We start from the raw sequence: 19,810 nt of genomic DNA on the forward strand, positions 1-19,810 counted from the left end.
TTCCGGCATCACTGTCTAATTATTCTACAGACTAATCCTACTTTCTTTATAAACGGTACATTTTCCTCAGCACTACCGGCTACTCCTCTTCGCTATTGTTCAGTTTAGCCAGCAGGTTGTAAGCCCCGTTTACGACGATTGGCGTTTTGGCGACGTCAACAGTACCGGGCAACGTTACGGCCACGTAGCCATTTTCCCGCACCCCGGTCGTCACGGTTACCTGCTGAAATTCATACGCTCCATTGGCCTTGCTTTCCAGCACATACACGTAGTTTTTACCACCAAAGCTGACGATGGCGGCTTCGGGCAGAGTGGGCAGCGGCCGGTTTTTCACGTCGACCTGCGCCGAAATATAGCTGCCGGGAATGTACTGCTCCGGTGGCCCATCGGGGTGAACAAGCACCGAGACTGTCCGGTCGGGGGCGATTGACTTACCGATCAGGAATACCTCGCCCCGGTGCCTCGCCGGATTGCCACCCAACGTGAACTGAACAAGCTGCCCCAGCCGAATACTGCTGATATCTTTCTCGAACACACTCAGCCGGACATGTGGGTGACTCAAATCCGAAATCTGCACGAGTACGTCGGCGGGGTTCAGGTACCGACCATTGTTGACGGGAATGTCGGTCACGAAGCCCGACACCGGCGCGGGTACCCGAACCGTACGGGTCAGCGTCGCGGGGGTCAGCGTGGCCGGGTTGATGTGCAGCAGGGCCAGCCGTTGGGTCATCCCGGCAAGCTGCGCCTGTAGGCTCTGCCGGTTGGCGCGGGTCTGCTGGAACACTTTCAGCGCGTTGACGTTGTCGCGGCTCAGCTCCTGCTGCCGGGCAAAATCCAGATCGGCGTATTCGAGTCGGGCTTTCGTATCGAGGTAGTCCTGTTGCAGCTGGATGTACTCCGGATTTTCGAGCACAACGAGTGTCTGCCCCTTCCGAATCCGCATACCCGGCTCCAGATCGATGCTGCGGATATAACCACCAAACGGCACCGATACCGACACCTGATTCTGCGCCGGCACGTCAAGCACACCGTTGACTTTCAGGCGGGTGCTCATCATCCGTTCGGTTGGCTGGCCCAGTTGAATAGCGCCGACAGTATACTGCGCCTGCGTCAGCGACACCCGCACGGGGTCGCCGGGCTTGGGCTCGGCTTCTTTGGGAGCAGACTGCGCCATCTCAACGTCAGCACTGCTTTTTTCGCCCGACTGGCAGGCGGCAAGCAGACTTAGTCCAAGCAGCAACGCGCCTATCGGACGAATTGCTTTTACTATATAATTAACAAACATGGTCGTGAATGAAAGGGCGGTTACTGGGCATTCCCCGCCAGGTAATTGATGTAGAGAACGGATTGGTTGTACTGATTGAGCAGGTCGAGGTAGTTCATCCGGATGGTGAGCGCCTGCTGGATCGCCAGCGAAAATTCCACGTAACCGATGTCGCCACTGCTGAATGATCGACGCGCATTGGTCTGAATCAGTTGCGCCTGACTCAGGCCGGTTTGCTCGTAGTAGGTCAGCGCGTCGCGGTACTGCCGGAACTGTTCGACTGCCTGCGACACCTGCTGACGCAGGGCAAACTGCTGCGATTGCAGCTGTTTTTGGGCAAGGTCCTCCCCCACCCGCGCCGACTCGATACGGGCTTTGCTGGCCCCCGTCAGTAGCGGCACGGTGAGCCCGAGCTGGCCACCCCAAAACCGGTAGCCGGGCCCGAAATACAGCTCCTGCCCGCCAATCAGCTGGTTACCAATCAGGGTTTGGGAGAACACGCCGACCAGAAAATCGGGTTTGCGCCGGGCTTCCTCGACCGACCGGGTCTGCTGGGCAACGCGGATTTGGGCGTCGAGCTGCCGCAACAGTGGGTTCTGTGCGATAGACACGCTGTCGGTCGGGACCAGCAGGGGCAGTTTGGGTAATGGCTGCTCGGTAATATCGACGGGCTCGGCGCGGTACAGCAACGTTTGCAGCCGACTCCGGGTAGCCGTAGCGGTGGCTTCGTTCTGCGCCAGCCTGACCCGCTGATCGGCCTGCTGGCTTTCGGCGGTCGCTTTTTCCAGGCTCCCCGTCTCGCCCGTTTTAAACCGCAGATTAGCCGCCCTGACAAATTCCGTCAGCACGGTATCCTGCTGCCGAAACAACCGCGTTTTCTGATGCAGATACACCAGCTCGTAATAGTTCGATCGGACCTGATACACCACGTCGTTGCGCGTGACGAGCGTTTCGGCCTGCCGGGCAGCTACCGCCCGATCGTTCAGGTTAGCCAGTCGGCGCATAAGCGTGGGGTTCGGGATGACCTGCGTTACGGTCAGGTTGTTGTCAAACCGGCGGCTGTTGTACTGCCCCAGTTGCGCGACGACCGATAGCCGACCAGCGTCGTAAGCCGTTCGGCGGAGGGCCTGTTGCTGAGTCACGCCCAGCCCCGATAGTTGCAACTGCGCGTTCTGACTCGTTGCCAGTTGCAGGGCCTGATCGATCGTCACCGTTGGCAACGACTGCGCCTGCCCGCGTAACGTACTGATTAGTAGGGCACCAACAATCATAGCCAGCGTCGACGCCGGTTTCGTTGATTTTGGCAGGTTCTGCTTCGCTTCCCGGTCGACAGCGCCTTTTTCTAACAGCGCGTACAGCACCGGCAGAATAATCAGCGTCAGCAGCGTTGCCGTGAGCAACCCACCGATCACAACCGTCGCTAGCGGCTTCTGCACTTCAGCCCCCGCCGAGTTCGATACGGCCATCGGAATAAAGCCGAACGACGCCACCAGCGCGGTCATAACAACCGGGCGCAGCCGGGTTTCCGCCCCCTGCCGGATAATCTCGATCATGTCGGTTATGCCTTCTTCGTGCCGTAGCCGGTTAAACTCCGCAATCAGCACGATGCCATTCAGCACAGCCACGCCAAACAGCGCGATGAAGCCGACGCCCGCCGAAATACTGAACGGCATGCCGCGCAGCAGCAGGGCAAACACCCCACCGCTGGCCGCCATGGGTATCGCCATGAAGATCAGCAGGCTCTGCCGAACCGACCGGAAGGTGAAAAACAACAGCGTGAAAATCAGCGCCAGCGCGATCGGAACGGCGATACTCAGCCGCTTTTTGGCATCGACCAGGTTTTGAAACTGACCGCCGTAGGTAACGTAATAACCCGCCGGTAGCTTAACCCGCTGGCTTACCTTCTGCTGTAACTCAGCAACGAGGCTCTCCACATCGCGGCCACGTACGTTAAAGCCCAGCGTAATCCGCCGGTGCGTATTGTCGCGCTGAATCTGGTTGGGGGCCTGTTCCATCCGCACCTGCGCGATCTGCGAAAGCGGAATCTGCTGACCGGCATGACCCATTCCCGCGGGCAGGGCGATGTACAGATTCCGCACGTCTTCGATATCGGCGCGTTTGTCTTCGGCCAGCCGAACGACGAGATCATACCGCTTTTCGCCCTCAAACACGAGCCCCGCCGACTGTCCCGCGAAAGCCGTGTTGATCGTTCGGTTGACGTCCGACACGTTCAGGCCGTAGCGGGCGAGTTGCGCCCGGTCGAGCCGTACAATGATCTGCGGCAGCCCGACCACCTGTTCAATGTACAGGTCTTTTGCACCATCGATGCGCCGGGCGATCGCGCCTACCCGGTTGGCCAGTTGCTCCAGCGTGACCAGGTCTTCCCCGTAAATTTTCAGGGCGACGTCCTGGCGCGCCCCGGTCATCAACTCGTTGAACCGCATCTGCACCGGCTGCTGAAAGCCGAACGTAACGCCCGGAATCACGGAAAGCGCTTCGGCCATTTTTCCCGCCAGTTCGTCGCGGGTGGTGGCCGACGTCCACTGATCTTTGGGCTTGAGAATCACCATTTCGTCGGCCGCTTCGATGGGCATCGGGTCAGTCGGAATTTCACCTGACCCGATCTTGGCCACGACCTGCTCGACCTCCGGAAACTGCTTTAGCAAAATCTGCTGCGCTTTGACAGTCGCGTCGACGGTTTCGGACAGCGAGCTACCCGTCAGCGTCCGTGTGTCGACGGCGAAATCCCCCTCGTCGAGCTGCGGAATGAATTCACCCCCCATCCGACTGAATACCAGCCCCGCCACGATCAACAGACCAACTGCGCTGCCCAGAACAATGGCTTTGTGGCGCAGCGACCACAGCAGCGCCGGTTCGTAGACGCGCTGAATGCGGGCAATGAGTCGGCTGGAGAACGTTTCCTTGTGGACGACTTTCTTGCTCAGCAGCAGCGCCGACACCATCGGCACGTAGGTCAGCGACAGGATAAACGCGCCCAGAATGGCGAAGGCTACCGTCAACGCCATGGGCCGAAACATCTTGCCTTCGATCCCCGACAGGGCCAGAATCGGCAGGTAAACGATCAGGATAATAATCTCGCCGAAAGCCGCCGACGAACGAATCCGACTGGCCGCGCCAAACACTTCCTCGTCCATTTCCTGCTGCGAAAGCGTCTGGTCTTTATTACGTAGAACGATGTGGTGCAGCGTAGCCTCGACAATAATCACCGCGCCATCGACGATCAGGCCGAAGTCGATAGCCCCTAGGCTCATCAGGTTGCCCGACACGCCGAACAGGTTCATCATGCCCAGGGCAAACAGCAGTGCCAGCGGAATCACCGACGCGACCACCACGCCCGCCCGCCAGTTGCCCAGCAACAGTATCAGCACGAATATGACGATCAGGGCGCCCTCCGTCAGGTTGCGTTCTACGGTACCGATCGCGCTGTCGACCATCTTCGTCCGGTCCAGGAAGGGGATAATCCGAACCCCTTCGGGCAGCGTTTGCTGAATCTCGGCAATCTTGGTTTTCACCCGTTTGATAACTTCCGACGAGTTACCGCCCTTGATCATCATGACCACCGCCCCGACGGTTTCGCCCTGTCCGTTACGCGTTACAGCCCCGTACCGTACCGCCGAACCGATGCGCACCTGCGCCACGTCGCGGATACGTACCGGCAGACTCTGGTCGTTGAGCTGCACGACGATATTGGCAATGTCATCAGGCGAGCCGATCAGGCCATCGGAGCGGATGAAGTAGGCGTTTGGTTTCTTGTCGATGTACGCGCCACCGGTGTTCTGGTTGTTCTGTTGCAGGGCCGTAAACAGGGCCGTAATAGTCAGCCCCATACTCCGCAGCCGGTCGGGATCGACGGCGATTTCGTACTGTTTGAGCAAGCCGCCAAACCCACTGACGTCGGCTACGCCGGGTGTTCCCAGCAGCCCCCGCCGGATCACCCAGTCCTGAATCGAGCGCAGTTCAGTCAGCGAATACTTGTGTTCGTAGCCTTTAGCGGGCGACACGGTGTATTGAAAAATCTCCCCCAGCCCCGTTGTTACGGGGGCCATCGTGGGCGTACCGACCCCGGCCGGAATCTGCGTCATAACGGTTTGCAGGCGTTCAGCAATCTGCTGTCGCGCCCAGTAGACGTCGGTTGCGTCGGAAAAAACGATGGTCACGATCGACAGGCCGAAGCGCGAAAACGAGCGGAGTTCGATCAGGCCGGGGATGTTCGACATCCCCACTTCGATCGGGAACGTAACGAGCCGCTCGATATCCTCGGCAGCCAGCGACGGGCTACTCGTGATGACCTGCACCTGATTGTTGGTAATGTCGGGCACGGCGTCAATCGGCAACTGTGTCGCCGACCAGCCTCCCCAGCCGATCAGCGCAACGATCAGCAGGCCGATGATGAGTTTGTTCTGTATTGAAAATCGAATGATTGCATTCATTGGACGGTATACGGTTTTGGGTATACAGTTTGTGGTATTCGGTTTACGGAAACCCTGTGATGTGGCCCGGTAAACAGACAAGTGCCTGGTCGCAGCTATACGAGTCAGTTTGCCACGAAATGGCACAGACAGACTACGTAACTGGCGCAGAAAGTAGATCAGGAAAGGGAGAATGGGGGCTTACGGCAGCCGGAATCTGTTCACAAGTTTTCGGCACGACGGCTTAGCATCAGGGGTAATTCCAGGGTCTATGTCTTCACATACCCCACTTGCGCCAGCCGTCTGTGTCCTACCGGATGCGAGGTCTGTGAAGACACAGACCCTGGGTTGAGCGTTGACTCACCGTGAACCGAATACCGAAAACCGTAACCCGACCAACTAACGTCGGGGCGGGTTGATCAGCGAGAATACCGCCAGAAACGAATAGAGATTCGCGTAGCCGAAGCAGCTTTTTTGCGACAGGCGCACAGCCAAAGCGGTCGGCGTGTCGAGTAAACGAAGAAAGGTCGGTGCGAAGGCAACGACCGAATGACCGGCTACCGGCAGATTATGATGGCAATGATTGGGGTGCTTCTGGTGCTCGGAATTGGGGCCGTAGTGCATCTCCAGAAAGTCCAGAAATCCTAAACCGGGCTGCTCGTCCTGATGGTGCCCATAATGCTGCATCAGCTCGACCAACCGGGCCGACTGATCCAGGCCGAAGCCGGGAATCAGACTGTTTCCCAGCAGCAGGCCAACCAGCAAATAGGCAACGAGTGCTTTCATCAGGTTCAACAGGTCGAACGACCTGTCGAAAGTACAACCGAAACCGGTGGTTTGTTCCGAACCGGCCGAATTTAGAACCAGTCCGGTTTTGCGATGGGTGTACGTAGAGACGCGACCCTTCGCGTCTCAGCGCGCGTCAGCCATTTCAAAGGCCGTCCGGGTGCCGAGACGCGAAGGGTCGCGTCTCTACATAAAAATTCACAACTCTTACCTATCCATAAACCGGATGCTGCTCAGCGACAGCAGCGGCTGCATGGCCTTGGCCTTGTCGTTTTTAAAGACGAAATACAGGTCGTGAACGCCGTTGGTCGCTTTAACCGGCACCATGACGGGCGGAGCGGCAAAGCGGTTGCGGGGTGGGGCGGGCTTAGCCGTTGCCGGCGTGGATGCGCCGGTCGTTGAGCCGGGGGCGGTTGTCGCTGCTTTCTTCTCCCCGGCTTCCAGTTCAGCCATCAGCTTCGTCATGTCGACTTCGGGCGCTACTTCCAGCATTTTCTCCGCCACGATCGGGCCGGTTGGCGAGTCGATGTGTACTTCAATCATACCGCCAGCACTTCCCTCCCGACGCTGCGCCTGGGCACCCAGACTAAGCTGTTTGATACCCGTCAGGTCGATCTGTTTGAAGCCCAGATAGCCATTGTCGTAAGGTACTGCCACGAAATCTTTCCGCATGATCTGCGTTTTCATTTCGACGTTCTTCGTCATCGGCGCATCCGACGGTTTCATATCCGGGCTGCGCAGTACGATCAGTTCTTCACCTGTCTGCATCGGTACGGTTTTGCCACCCCGATCCGTGTAGGCCGCGCGGATCAGCACCGACCCTTGGCCGTTGTCGCCTTCGGGCAGGGTTACCGTATACGTACCTTTCGCGGGCAACGTGCTGAACGGCTTATCGGTGACGTGCAGAATGTAGCGAACAATCGTGCTCGCGTCGGCGGTCGACATGGCGGGGTGGCCGGGCATCGCCACTTCACCCCACACGCCCACGCCCCCGGCCTGAATTTTCTTGACCAGCTTCATTGCCGCCGACTCGTCGCCCTTGTATTTGGCGGCAATGTCGGTGAACATCGGCCCGACGGATTTGGTGTTGACCTGGTGACAAACCTTACAGTCGCTTTGGTTAATCAGGGCCTGCGCCACGGCGTATTGCGTACTGGCATCGACGCTGCGGTGACTCTGCTTGATTTCGGCGTAGTCGAACCCCTCCGACGCATAATCGATGCTCATGGCAACCCGCGCCGGGGTAATCTTACCGTTCGACAGACTACCGTCTTCCCGATCATCGACCGATACCGCGTACTGAATCGGCTGATCGGGGAAGAAGAACGAGCGGTTGTTAGCCAGATTGAGCGCCACAGTGGGTGATTCGTTGCCCGCGATGATCTTCACCGACTGACTGTTGGCAGCCCCCTTCGCGTCTTTCACCGTCAGCACAGCCGTGTACACGCCCGGCTTCGCAAACGTCACCGACGGGCTGGCGGTGGTGAACGTCCGCGGAGCGGCACCGGCACCGGTTACTTTCCACTGATACGTCAGCGCGTCGCCGTCATAGTCTTTGGTGCCATCGGCGAGCAGATTCAGCGTCAGTGGTACAGCCCCGCCGGGTTTGCTGGTCGACGCCATGACGACCGGCCGCCGGTTACCGCCGTTGTATTCGATGCGAATCAACCGGGCGTTGTCGCTTTTGCGGAACCAGTTGCTGCCGTATTCAAGCACGTACATATCGCCCGACGGTCCGAATTTCATATCGATAGGCTCAACGGGGTGATAGTTTGGCGTCACCCGCTCCATCGACTTGTAGTTACCCTGCTCGTCCATCGTGATGGCCATAATCCAGCCCCGCGAGAAATCCGTTACGAGCCACTTATTTTCGTAGTAAGCTGGCCATGGCCGGGCCGCTCCTTTGAAATCCGACTGGTGATACACCGGCCCACCCGTCGCGCTGCGGGCACCCGTACCCACCAGCGGAAACTCCTCCGACACGGCGTAGGGGTAGTACACGAACGACGGTGCCACCGGCGGCAGCTCCTTCAACCCCGTATTGTTGGGCGACTCATTGACCAGGTGCTTCGGGTCTTTCTTCGCCAGCGGCTTATTCGTCGCGTAATCGAAGACGGGGAATGCCTGATCGTTGCCGACAAACCACGGCCAGCCGAAATTGCCCGGCTTGCGCGCCTGATTCAGCTCATCGTAGCCGCGCGGACCGATCTCCGAATCGTTCGTCGCATCGGGACCAACTTCACCCCAGTATACAAAACCCGTTTTGCTGTCGATTGAAATGCGCCAGGGGTTGCGGTGGCCCATGCTGTAGATTTCAGGGCGAGTTTGTGCGGTACCTTTCGGGAACAGATTGCCCTCAGGGATGGTGTAGGTTCCGTCGGCCTGTGGGTGTATGCGCAGGATCTTACCGCGCAAATCGGCCGTGTTACCCGCGTGGCCCTGATCGTCCCAGCTACTGCGGTTGGGGCGTTCGTCGGTTTGGGCCGCCTGCTGATTACCCGTGTTGTTGCCGACGGTCAGGTACAGGTTACCCGAGCGGTCCCAGGTCATGCCCCCGCCCGTATGGCAGCAGACTTCGCGCTGTGTCGGCACGTCGAGCAGTACCTTCTCATCGGCCAGCTTGTTGTCTTTCAACATCCAGCGCGTCAGCATGTGCTTTTTCTCCGTCGGATGCGCGTAGTAGAGATAGATAAACTGATTCTTCGCGAAGTTGGGGTCGAGCGTCATGCCCATCAGCCCTTCTTCGGCTTCACTGACTTTTCCCTCCGCCGACGTGTATTTCGTGTTGACCGGAATGGTCGCGATCAGGTCGACGGTTTTGGTAGCCGCGTCGTATTTCTTGAGTGCGCCCTTGCGTTCGATGATGAAGGCCGAGCCATCGGGCAACACCTCGAACGTCATTGGTTCATCGAGGTCTTCGGCCACCGTCACAGGGGTGAACCGGCTATCGTCGGGCTTCTGACTACCAGGCCCGTCCTGTGCCACAAACGACGCCAGACCGACCACTAACGCCAGACCGAGGGGATGGAGTAAACGTTTCACGTTTTGTTTAAGGTTTAAAGTTCAACGTTTAAGGTTAGGCGCAGTAGCAAAGCAGCTGTCGTTTTCCAACCTTAAACGTCGAACGTTGAACATTGAACCAGCCCCTAGGCCAGCACCTTTTTCAGGTTGTTGAAACTCGTTGTAATGTCGGCGATGCCGTTGGGGGCCATGTCCTGCTCGACGAAGAAATACTTCATCCCGGCGATGTTGGCCGCAGCGAAAATGCGTTTGAAATCGACCATGCCGTTACCCACTTCGGTAATCGTCTGCCGGTCGGCTTTGATGTCTTTGACGTGAAACAGCGGGAAACGGCCGGGGTGTTCTTTGAACAGCGCGACGGGGTCTTTGCCCGCTTTGGTCGCCCAGGCCAGGTCAAGCTCCATCTTCACGAGGTCTTTGTCGGTCTGCGACAGAATCAGCTCGTAGGGCGTTTTATTGCCCGCATCGGCCACGGGGTCAAACTCGGTGGCGTGGTTGTGGTAGGCAAACTGGATGCCCGCTTTTTTACAGGCTTCACCCGTTTTCTGAAACACCTCGATTGACTTGCTGATCTCGTCCATCGTACCGACGGGCGTACTCGCACACACCAGATACGACACCCCACCCTCGGCCGCCTGATCGACCGCCTGCTGGTAGTTATCGCGCAGGGTCAGCATGGGCGGCATTTTGGAGAAGTCCATGCGGGGGCGGGGTGCTGCGCCGGGGGTTGTCGGGGTCGATGCGCCAGCCGGTGGAGTCGCCGGTGGTCCTCCAGCCCGGGCCGCTTCTGGGCGGGGGCCCTCCGGTCGGGGACGGAACGGGGCACCCATTGCGTGGTGGGCCCGCCAGTGCATTCCCAGACTTTCAACCAGCGCTTTAAATTCCTTTGCCGAGTAGCCATAGTAGCCGCCCCGCAAACTGAACGCCGACTCGATTTCCTTGTAGCCCACCTTCGCCACCTGTTCGAGCGTTCCCTTCGGGTCGTCGTTCATGGGGCCAAACAAGGTGAAGAGTTGAATGCCAACCGGTCGGTCGGCCAGGGGAGCGGATAGCCAGTCGGCAGCTGAGGTCAGGTGGGGCAGCATCAGCCCGCCGAGGGTGAGGGCACCAGAATTACGTAGAAAGTCTCTGCGGGTAGTCATGCGGTTTTGGTATACAGTTTCCAGGTTTCAGCAGAACAAACAAGTTGGTGCGGCAAAGCGAAAAGCAATCTGCCAAAATTGTCTGTTTTTACGAATATACCGGATTAAACCCGACTAAATGACCGTTTTCACCGACCGAACTCCCCGTTTTGTCGACCAGTCCATCTACCCCTACCGTACTTTTTACGTATTGCCCCCAACCGACCTCCTACCGAAGGCATTGATTCAGCCGAAGCCCCTGCCCGTTGACTGCCGTAAGTAGTACGGGCGGCTTGTTTTTCGTTCGCAGTAATGCCGACGTGCGCGCGTCACCCCGGATGAGCAAACCACTCGCCACCGGGCTGACCGGCTTGAAATGCCCCCGTCCATCGCCCAAAAGCACCAGCCCCAACGACGCATCTTCCCGGCCCATATTCACCTCATTTGGGTAGAAGTTGCCGGTCAGGATTGCGTCCAGTTTGCCATCGTGGTTGACGTCGTAGGGAACGATACCGAAAACGGGCGACACCTGCGCCATAGACGGCAGCGGGTGCACCACAAATTGCCCCTTACCCCGGTTTTCGAGGTACGCGCTTTGCAGGTAGGTAGCCTGCACCCGATAGGCATCTTTCCGCTCGTCGGCGGTCAGCAGCTCGTCGAAGGTGACGGATGCATAGTCGGCAAATCGCTGGTATTTGCGCCGAAACTGAATCACCTGCTGATTGAGGGCGTCGCGTGGGATAGCCGGGTAACAGACACCGTCGATGAAGTAGCCCATGAGCGGATCTACGGTCCCGTCGTTGTTGAAATCCTTCGCGATCATCTCGACCGGTTCGGCGGGGCTGGCGTGGTAGAGCGTATTCAGCCCTTCGTTGCCAGCAAGGTAATCTAAGTCGCCGTCGCCGTCGAAATCGCCCTGCGCAAGGCTGTTCCACCAGCCGGTGGAATTAGTGAATGAGCGAATGAGTGAATGAGTGAATTGTTGGCCGGATTGGTTGCGTAAGACCATCAGGGGCATCCATTCGCCCGCCAGCAGCAGGTCGGGCCAGTGGTCGTTGTCGTAGTCTGTCCAGAGGGCCGAGCACACCATACCCACGTTGAGCAGAGCCGGGCAAAGCTGCCGGGTCACGTCGGTGAAGCGGCCCCGGTCGTTGCGCAGCAGGTAACTCCGCGCCGGCATCGGGTAGCGGCCCGGAATCTGCCGCCCACCCACGAACAAATCGAGGTCGCCGTCGTGGTCAATATCCGCTGACACGACACACGACCCACTCCCCGACAGGTCGGGCAGCGTACCGGCGGGGGCTGGGATGAAATCGCCGGTGCCGCTATTCAGATACAGTTCATCCTGGTAAAAGTTTCGGTCGGTAGCGGGCCGTTCGTTGCCGCCGTATACGACATACAAATCCTGATCACGGTCGCCGTCGGCATCAAAGAAAAGGGCTGCGGTGGCTTCCCGATCGGGTCCGGTGGTGATTGGCTTTTTTATAAGCTTACCACCCGCCTGCTGCACAAAGAGACTGGCCCCGCTGCCCCGGTACGACCCGCCCACGAAACAGTCGTCGAGACTATCGCCGTTGACGTCGCCCACGGCCATCGCGAAACCCGACCGCGACAGCATCTTGTGCATAGCCGCCGTTTGCTTGAAATCGACAAAGTCAGATTCCCGGTGCTGAAAATCAACCGGGTACATATCGGTAACATCCGCAAAAAACGGCTTTCCGGTTTTAAGGCTATCTGGCTTGTTTGGGGTCCGGGCCTGCCCATAGTCGAGCGTAAGCGTCTGATCGGCAGCTACACGATATAGGGTTTGCTGCCGCCCGCCCGGCCAGTCGATACGCAGCGAGTCGAGGATTTTGTGAGTGCCCAGACCGAGGTGTACGAGCGGCTCCATCGATGACAGATACCCCCTGACGGGGTTCAATTCGGCGTATTGAAGCTGCCCCCCCGCCCAGGCCGTAACCCCGGCACCGATGCCCTGCCGGTTGCCCGTATCGCCCCGGAGCCGGACGGTTAGATAATGCGTATCGGGCGACTGCTCCCGACTGCGATTGCGGTAGACGAAGGCTTCGGCATCGACGTTGTTAACGATCAGATCGAGGTCGCCGTCGTTGTCCAGATCGGCGTAGGCGGCTCCGTTGGCGAAGGATTTGGCATCCAGTCCCCACGCTTTCGAGACGTCGGTAAATGCGCCGTTGGCGGTGTTACGAAAGGCGACGTGAGCCAGCGGAATCTCCGGCACTTTGTCCAGCAGGTCGAGCCGTTTCTTCGTGTTGTATTCAGTGGTACCGAAGCCCGAAAAGTCTTCGCTGAAGTTGATGAAATCGCGGTCGGTCACGTTTTTCCGGTAGCCGTTGGCCACGTAAATGTCTCGCCAGCCATCGTTATCAAAATCGGCTAGTAGCGCGGCCCAGCTCCAGTCCGTCTGGGCAACACCCGCCATCAGGCCGACCTCGCTGAAGATCGGCACCGTACTGTCCGGCTGGTTGCCCAGATTGAGTTGCAGAGCGTTCCGCATGTACTGCATCTGATGCCCGTACTGGGGCGATATGCTCATTTCTTTCCGATCGTAGTCCTGCCCGACGAGCATGGTTTTCAGGCGGGCATTGTCTTTCGGCAGCATGTCGAGCTGCATCAGATCGGGCAGGGCGTCGTTGTTGAGGTCGGCGGCATCGACCCCCATACCAAACAGCGCGGTATGGGCCGTCGCCTGTTTGATAACGTTGGTAAAGTGCCCATTTTGGTCGTTCAGATACAGGATATCGCTGCTGCTAAAGTCGTTAGAGCAGTACAGATCGGGGTAGCCGTCCCGGTTGAAATCACTGACGACCAGCCCCAGACCCAGCCCGTCAAAACGGATACCCGCCTGCTGCGACACGTCGCGAAAGACCGGGTGCCCGCCAGTTCCCCTGCCTTCGTTGCGGTAGAGCCTGCCCGTGCTGGGGTGCGTTCCGTCAGTCACGAGGGGCCGGAGGTAAGCGGGGTTTTGCAAGTCGGGGGCCGTGTTGAGCAGAAACGCGTCGAGGTCGCCGTCGAGATCGTAATCGAAAAAAGTCGACTGCGTTGTAAACGACGGATCGGCGAGGCCATAGTCGCGGGCCATCTCCCGGAAGGTAAGCCGCCCCTGTTTTACGCCCTGATTGATAAACAGCAGGTTTTCCGATTGTTTGAGGGCGGGGTGCGCGGCTACCGATACGTAAATATCGAGCCAGCCGTCCTGATTTACGTCGGCCATCACCACGCCCGAACACCAGCGGTTGGTGGTCAGCCCCGCCGACTCAGTGATGTCGTCGAAGGTAAACGCGCTGCCGGTTTTACCCTTGTTTAGGTACAGGCGGCAGGTGGTTTGGTTGCCCGTAAAAAACACATCGGTAAAACCGTCGTTGTCTACATCGCCGACGGCCACCCCACCCCCATTGTAGAAGTTGGTGAACGTAAAGCCGTTGAGCTGCTCGGTCGACGTAAGCGTGTTGGCAAACGTGATGTTGGTCTGGCGGCTGGGCAGTTGCTCAAACAGCGTCGGCGTTCCCCACCCCAGCATATCAGGAAGGGGTTTCGAGCAGGCCATCAGTACACTGCTCAACACACACAGCCAGCCAAAATGTCTTCGTTTCATGCGATCAGATGACCTATAACAGACAGGACGCCGGATAACCGGCGTCCTGTCTGCATTCGACCTACCTGGTAAACCAGGCAGGTCATTAATTATGTACTTGTAGTGGGTGAAGCTACGATTAATACCCCGGATTCTGGCCCTTCACACCGATGTTCGGGTTGTTGTCGATTTCCTGCTGCGGAATGGGCAGCAGTTCGGTTTTGCCCTTCTGGAAGTAAGACAGCGGCTCGGTCGTCAGTTTACCCAGTTTGCGCCAGCGCAGAATGTCGCGGTTACGGATTTCTTCACCGCTCAGCTCCACGCGCCGTTCGTGCATGATAGCCCGAAACACCTGATCCTTATTCGACACGGGGTAGTTAGTCGTTGGGTAGGCAGGCATGGCTACCGACGCCCGCGCCCGCACCTGATTGAGGTACGTAACGGCGCTGGCCGTGTTGCCCAATTCGTTTTCGCACTCGGCCATTGCCAGCAGCGTTTCGGCGTAGCGCATGATGCGCTGGTTGATACCGCCCGTCAGAAACGAGCTGTTCGTTTTGTACATCAGGCTGAACTTCCGCCAGCTTACCTTCTGCGTCGTTCCGGCTACCACCGAACTGTTGCCGTTCTGCTGCGCGTCGGTCAGCGTGTTCTGGCCGTTGTTGTACAAGTCGCCGGAACTGTAGAACGACTTGGCGTAGCGCGGGTCGAGTTTAGTGTCGCCTTTGCTGGGCCGCTCGAATTCGTTGAGCAGGCTGTTCGACGGGATGATGTTGCGCCAGCCAATGGCCGAATACTCCTGCGTCCGGACGGTTTCTTCCCCCGCCGATGCGCCGTCGGCATCGCCGTTCCAGTTGAACGTACCGCCCGATGGCAGGAAGTTGATTTCCCAGATCGACTCCTTGTTGAACTCCGTTTCTTCGATGAAATTGTCGCTATACTCGCTCACCAGCTGATAGTTATTCGAGCTGATCAGCTTTTGCAGTTCGGTTTTCGCGTTGGTGTAGTCGCCCTGCTGCATGTAGACGCGGGCCAGCAGCATCGTAGCGGCTCCACTCGTAACCCGGCCCAGGTTCGATGCGTCGTAGGTAGCTGGCAACGCTGACTGCGCAGCTTTCAGGTCGGCGATGACGAATGCGTACACGTCGGCTTCGCTGCTGCGCGGCAGCGACCCATCGAGCGAGGTCACGTAATTTTTGTAGAGCGGCACCCCACCCCACATGCTGACCAGCTCGAAGTACGACCAGGCACGCAGGAACTTCGCTTCACCAACGGCCCGTGCCGACACGGTGGCCGTCAGTTTCGACGCGTTGGCAGCCGCTTTGTCGATTACCACGTTGGCGCGGTGAATGACCCGGTAAGCCCCCGTCCAGACCGAACCCACCAGCGCGTTGCCCGTATCATACGAGCCCGTCAGCAACTGGTTGCGCGGTGTTTCGAGTTGTCCCCCACCCGCTGCCATATCGTCGGAGCGGAGGTCTTCGGTAAAAAACCACTCCCGGGCCACCAGGTTCGTCGACTGAAGCGCACCGTATATGCCATTGACAGCACTTTGAATCTGCCCGTCATTGGTGAAATAGCTGTCGGTCGTGACAGCATTGGGGTTCAGCTGATCGAGCGATTTCTCGTTGCAGCTACCGCTCAGGCCAAGCAGCACTGCGCCCGCAATAACAGAATATCGTTTCATATAAAGTCTGAGTTTACAAACGGTCGGTTAGAATGTGAGTTGCAGACCGGCCAGAAAAGTCCGGGCCTGAGGATAGTTGGCGTAGTCGATACCGCTACGCAGCAGGGTACCCGCGCGCGACGCTATTTCCGGATCGTAGCCCGTGTACTTGGTCAGCGTCAGCAGGTTCTGGCTCGACACGTACACCCGCACCCGGCTTACCGCGTTGTTGGTCAGGCTGCCAAGGACTTTGGCCGGAATCGAGTACCCGATAGTCAGGTTCTTGATCCGCATGTACGAGCCATCTTCGATAAACCGGTTCGAGGTCCGGCTGTTGTTGTTCGGGTCACCACTGACGGCGCGGGGAATGCTGCTGCCGGTATTAGTAGACGACCAGGCGTCGAGCACGGCAGGCCCGGCATTGAACAGCCGCAGCATACCCTCCGTCACGACCCGTGTGCCATTGTAGATCTTGTTGCCCTGCACACCCTGTAGATACAGCGTGAAGTCGAAGTTTTTGTAGCTGCCCGAGAAGTTGGCACCATAGTTAAACTTCGGCAGATAGCTACCCAGATACGTCCGGTCGTTGGCGTCGATTTTGCCGTCGCCGTTGATATCCTTGAAGCGGATATCACCGGGGGCCGTGTTCTTCGTTGGGTCGTAGGTTTCGCGCGTGTCGGGCCGGTTCTGGCGGGGTCCGTTGAACACCTCATCGACCGACTGGAAGATACCATCCGTCTGCCAGCCAAAGAACGACTGAATAGGCTGACCCACTTCCGTCTTGGTGATGTCGAAGCCGCCGTAATCGGCGTCCTGACCGGCGAAGATGGAGGCTGTCGGCGTAGCCAGACTCAGCACCCGGTTGCGGGTGATACCGATATTGGCCGATACGTTACCCCGGAAATCACCTTTGGCGTAGTTGTACCCCGCCTGAAACTCGTAGCCCCAGTTTTTCATGCTGCCAATGTTAGCCACCGGTGCGCTGCTGTAGCCAATCGAGTTCGGAATCGGCACCGCCAGAATCAGGCCGTCGGTGAAACGGTTGTAGACTTCAGCGGTGAAGGTGAACTTGTTGTTGAACAGGCCCAGATCGACCCCCGCATTGACCATGTCGGTCGTTTCCCATTGCAGCTCGTTGTTACCCAGCGAGTTGAAATACGACCCCAGGCTGTTGGCGGCTCCGAACGGATAGGCGGTTGCGTCGGCCTGCACCAGCGACTGCCAGGCGTAGTTGCCGATGCCGTTGAAGCCGGTGCGGCCGTAGCTGGCCCGCAGCTTGAGTTCGGAAATCTGCGGCATCGACTTCATGAACGACTCCTGATTGACGCGCCAGCCCACCGATGCCGACGGGAAGTTACCCCACTTCTTGCCCGGTGCGAACAGCGACGATCCATCGCGCCGGATCGACGCGCTGAGGAGGTACTTACCATCGTACTCGTAGTTGATACGACCCACGTAGGAAATCAGGTCGGTTTCGCTCCGGCTGCTGGTCACGGCCGGGTTGCTTACCCCCTGAATAACGTCGATATCGTTGTTGGGGCGGTTGCCGGACCCATTGAGGCCGTTGAACTTTACCACCTGCTGCTCCGCTACCGCCAGCACGTTGAGGGCGTGTTTACCAAACGTTTTATCGAACGTAAGCTGGTTGGTAAACACCTGTGAGATGTTCGTTGTGCGCGAATCGGTAATCGTCGACGACGTGCGACCGGTGTAGCCATCGTTGTAGATCGGCAGGAACGTCGTGTTGGTACCGAAGCCCAGATCAGCCCCGTAGTTGAACCGGTACCGCAGGTAATCGGTAAACCGGACGTCGGCATATACCGTGGCAAACGCTTTCAGAAACTTGTTGCGGGCAATATCCAGCGCCGGGTACCGCAGCGGGTTCTCCGGGTCGGAGCCGTCGAGGGCCGTCGGGGCGCTGTAGCCGCCTTGCTTGGTAGGGTCCATCGCGGGCCAGTAGGGCATCATCCGCAGGGCGTGCATCAGCTGCGACCGGGCGCCAAGCTGTTCGGGACGCTGGTTGCTATACGACGCGGTCAGGGTCTGGCCGATGGTCAGGAATTTGGCGATCTGGTGGTCGGAGTTGAGCCGCAGCGACCCGCGCTCGAAGCTCGTGCCCTGCATAATACCCTGCTGGTTGAAGTAGTTGCCCGACGCGAAGAAGCGGGAAACGCTGTTACCACCCGACAGCGAAATCTGCTGCTGCTGGATGGGTGCGTTGCGAAATAGCTCGTCCTGCCAGTTGGTCTCGGTCTGAGCAAATGTCTGCGACGCCCCCGTGTAGATGGGCGTGTTCAGGTTGCTCAGGCGCGACGGCACCGCAATACCGGCGTTGGTCGTCAGAGCCGTTGCGTACTGTACGTACTGATCGCGGTTCAGCACCGGAATTTTGCGCCAGGTGTTCTGCGTACCCACGTAGGAATCGATTGTGATCTTCACCCGGTTATCGCGGCTGCCTTTTTTGGTCGTGATCAGCACGACGCCGTTAGCCGCCCGCGATCCGTAGATAGCCGCCGAACTGGCATCTTTCAGCACTTCCAGTGATTCGATATCATTGGTGTTGAAGCTGGTCAGGTCACCGGTCGGCACGCCGTCGATGACGTACAGCGGTCCCGATGCGTAGTTGATCGAGCCGACACCGCGAATCTGAACCGTTGGCGCCGACCCCGGACTACCGTTGTTCACGACCGACACGCCTGGCACGCGGCCCTGCAAGGCCTGAGCAACGTTGGGTACGGGCAACGACGTCAGTTCTTTGGGCGTCACCGTCGATACGGCTCCCGTCAGCGACGACCGCTTCTGTACGCCATAGCCCACCACGACAACCTCTTCGAGCGCACCGGCGTCGGCCTGCATCGACACGTTGATAACCCGCTGACTACCAACGGACACTTCCTGCCGCACATAGCCGATATAGCTGAACACCAGCACCGAAGCGGCATCGGGAACATCAATCCGGAACGCGCCCTCAGCATCGGTAGCGGTACCGCGCGCCGTACCTTTTAGCTGAATATTTACCCCGACGAGCGGGCTTCCTTTTTCGTCGAGCACCTTACCCGAAACGGGCTGATCGGCAGGCGCGGCCCATACCGATACACCTAGCAGTAGACATAGAACCAGTTGTCCGCAGAGCGGGTACAGCAGCCTACGTAAATGAGAAATACGTAACGAATTGAACATAAAATAGGGGTTGGTTAAGGAGTGATAATGGACGTACTGCTTTCAGACAAGCGATGAGTATAAATGCGGATAAATTCGGTGGACGTAAGCCTTTTTACTGCCTGTGCATCAGATGATAGATCCGACGTTTCCAGGCAGAATACAAGCACTGGAATAGCCGAATAAACCTAATTTCTACTTATCGCTAACACCAATTGATTCTATAAATACTTCTCTTAATGCAATACTTACACAAATAAATCAACTGAATTTGATTGCAGCAAGTGATTTGTGTTTTTTTTACACAAATTATAAATCGGCTGATAACTAAATGGCTATTGCTGGGTCCTGAGTGGGTTTTTGGGCTATTTCCGATCAAAATGACTTGCGGCTGGTTATAGTCGTAATCAACCCCAGTATCGAATGCTTGTCGAACTATATGCCGCCCCGTCGGTGCAGGATACCCACCCAACCGAATCGCCCGTTTCTAACCCCGTTGGCGAACTGCCCGATCAGGAACCCGACCTCTCGCCTGACCAGTTGTTAGGGAGTTTCGACTCGCGCGAGGAGGCTATTACGTTCGCGAAAGAACAGCTTCTCGATGACGGTCAGAATGTCACGGACACGCAGTCGGGCAGCTTCGACGAGCATACCCATATCGAATGGCTCACGATAACGGCTACCGCGCAAAACGGTGACTCAGCCCCCAGGACGTATTATCTCGTCACCGACGAAGGGTATTAGCCAGCAGTATCACATAGGTTCACTGTCATG

9 protein-coding genes are annotated in these 19,810 nt (G+C 58.0%); 1 reads left to right on the forward strand and 8 read right to left on the reverse strand.

Annotated features, from left to right (window positions below; all coding sequences use genetic code 11):
• Window positions 1–79: 79 nt before the first annotated feature.
• The 8 genes from HH216_RS19335 to HH216_RS19370 all read right to left on the reverse strand — a co-directional run bounded on the left by HH216_RS19335 (window position 80) and on the right by HH216_RS19370 (window position 19,057).
• Window positions 80–1,285 carry an efflux RND transporter periplasmic adaptor subunit gene (locus HH216_RS19335; RefSeq protein WP_169552298.1) on the reverse strand — a complete coding sequence of 402 codons (1,206 nt, stop codon included), beginning with the start codon at window positions 1,283–1,285 and terminating at the stop codon, window positions 80–82.
• 20 nt (window positions 1,286–1,305) lie between these two features.
• Window positions 1,306–5,715, reverse strand: a complete 4,410-nt coding sequence (locus HH216_RS19340; protein ID WP_169552299.1) for a CusA/CzcA family heavy metal efflux RND transporter — start codon at window positions 5,713–5,715, stop codon at window positions 1,306–1,308.
• Between the two features lie 378 nt (window positions 5,716–6,093).
• Window positions 6,094–6,480, reverse strand: a complete 387-nt coding sequence (locus HH216_RS19345; RefSeq protein WP_169552300.1) for a hypothetical protein — start codon at window positions 6,478–6,480, stop codon at window positions 6,094–6,096.
• A 207-nt stretch (window positions 6,481–6,687) separates the two neighbouring features.
• On the reverse strand, window positions 6,688–9,522 hold the full coding sequence (locus HH216_RS19350) for a PQQ-dependent sugar dehydrogenase (RefSeq protein ID WP_169552301.1): 2,835 nt from the start codon (window positions 9,520–9,522) through the stop codon (window positions 6,688–6,690).
• A 104-nt stretch (window positions 9,523–9,626) separates the two neighbouring features.
• Window positions 9,627–10,643: a sugar phosphate isomerase/epimerase family protein gene (locus HH216_RS19355; RefSeq protein WP_169552302.1), complete on the reverse strand. Its 1,017-nt coding sequence runs from the start codon at window positions 10,641–10,643 to the stop codon at window positions 9,627–9,629.
• 208 nt (window positions 10,644–10,851) lie between these two features.
• Window positions 10,852–14,235 (reverse strand): VCBS repeat-containing protein, encoded by a 3,384-nt coding sequence (locus HH216_RS19360; RefSeq protein WP_169552303.1) that lies wholly within the window; start codon window positions 14,233–14,235, stop codon window positions 10,852–10,854.
• Between the two features lie 118 nt (window positions 14,236–14,353).
• The gene (locus tag HH216_RS19365) at window positions 14,354–15,898 is read right to left on the reverse strand and encodes a RagB/SusD family nutrient uptake outer membrane protein (protein ID WP_169552304.1); all 1,545 of its coding nucleotides are present in this window, start codon (window positions 15,896–15,898) and stop codon (window positions 14,354–14,356) included.
• A 27-nt stretch (window positions 15,899–15,925) separates the two neighbouring features.
• Window positions 15,926–19,057, reverse strand: coding sequence for a SusC/RagA family TonB-linked outer membrane protein (locus tag HH216_RS19370; protein WP_169552305.1), 3,132 nt, complete (start codon window positions 19,055–19,057; stop codon window positions 15,926–15,928).
• Between the two features lie 402 nt (window positions 19,058–19,459).
• On the opposite strand from HH216_RS19370, the gene HH216_RS19375 reads away from it, so the two are divergent.
• Window positions 19,460–19,780: a hypothetical protein gene (locus tag HH216_RS19375; protein WP_169552306.1), complete on the forward strand. Its 321-nt coding sequence runs from the start codon at window positions 19,460–19,462 to the stop codon at window positions 19,778–19,780.
• Window positions 19,781–19,810 lie beyond the last annotated feature (30 nt).

Source organism: Spirosoma rhododendri, assembly GCF_012849055.1.
GTDB lineage: Bacteria > Bacteroidota > Bacteroidia > Cytophagales > Spirosomataceae > Spirosoma > Spirosoma rhododendri.

Excerpts from the sequence above, each read along its gene's own strand:
- HH216_RS19335 (WP_169552298.1), bottom strand. The coding sequence starts at position 1,285 with ATGTTTGTTAATTATATAGTAAAAGCAATTCGTCCGATAGGCGCGTTG.
- HH216_RS19375 (WP_169552306.1), top strand. The coding sequence starts at position 19,460 with ATGCTTGTCGAACTATATGCCGCCCCGTCGGTGCAGGATACCCACCCA.
- HH216_RS19345 (WP_169552300.1), bottom strand. The coding sequence starts at position 6,480 with ATGAAAGCACTCGTTGCCTATTTGCTGGTTGGCCTGCTGCTGGGAAAC.
- HH216_RS19355 (WP_169552302.1), bottom strand. The coding sequence starts at position 10,643 with ATGACTACCCGCAGAGACTTTCTACGTAATTCTGGTGCCCTCACCCTC.
- HH216_RS19370 (WP_169552305.1), bottom strand. The coding sequence starts at position 19,057 with ATGTTCAATTCGTTACGTATTTCTCATTTACGTAGGCTGCTGTACCCG.
- HH216_RS19360 (WP_169552303.1), bottom strand. The coding sequence starts at position 14,235 with ATGAAACGAAGACATTTTGGCTGGCTGTGTGTGTTGAGCAGTGTACTG.
- HH216_RS19340 (WP_169552299.1), bottom strand. The coding sequence starts at position 5,715 with ATGAATGCAATCATTCGATTTTCAATACAGAACAAACTCATCATCGGC.
- HH216_RS19365 (WP_169552304.1), bottom strand. The coding sequence starts at position 15,898 with ATGAAACGATATTCTGTTATTGCGGGCGCAGTGCTGCTTGGCCTGAGC.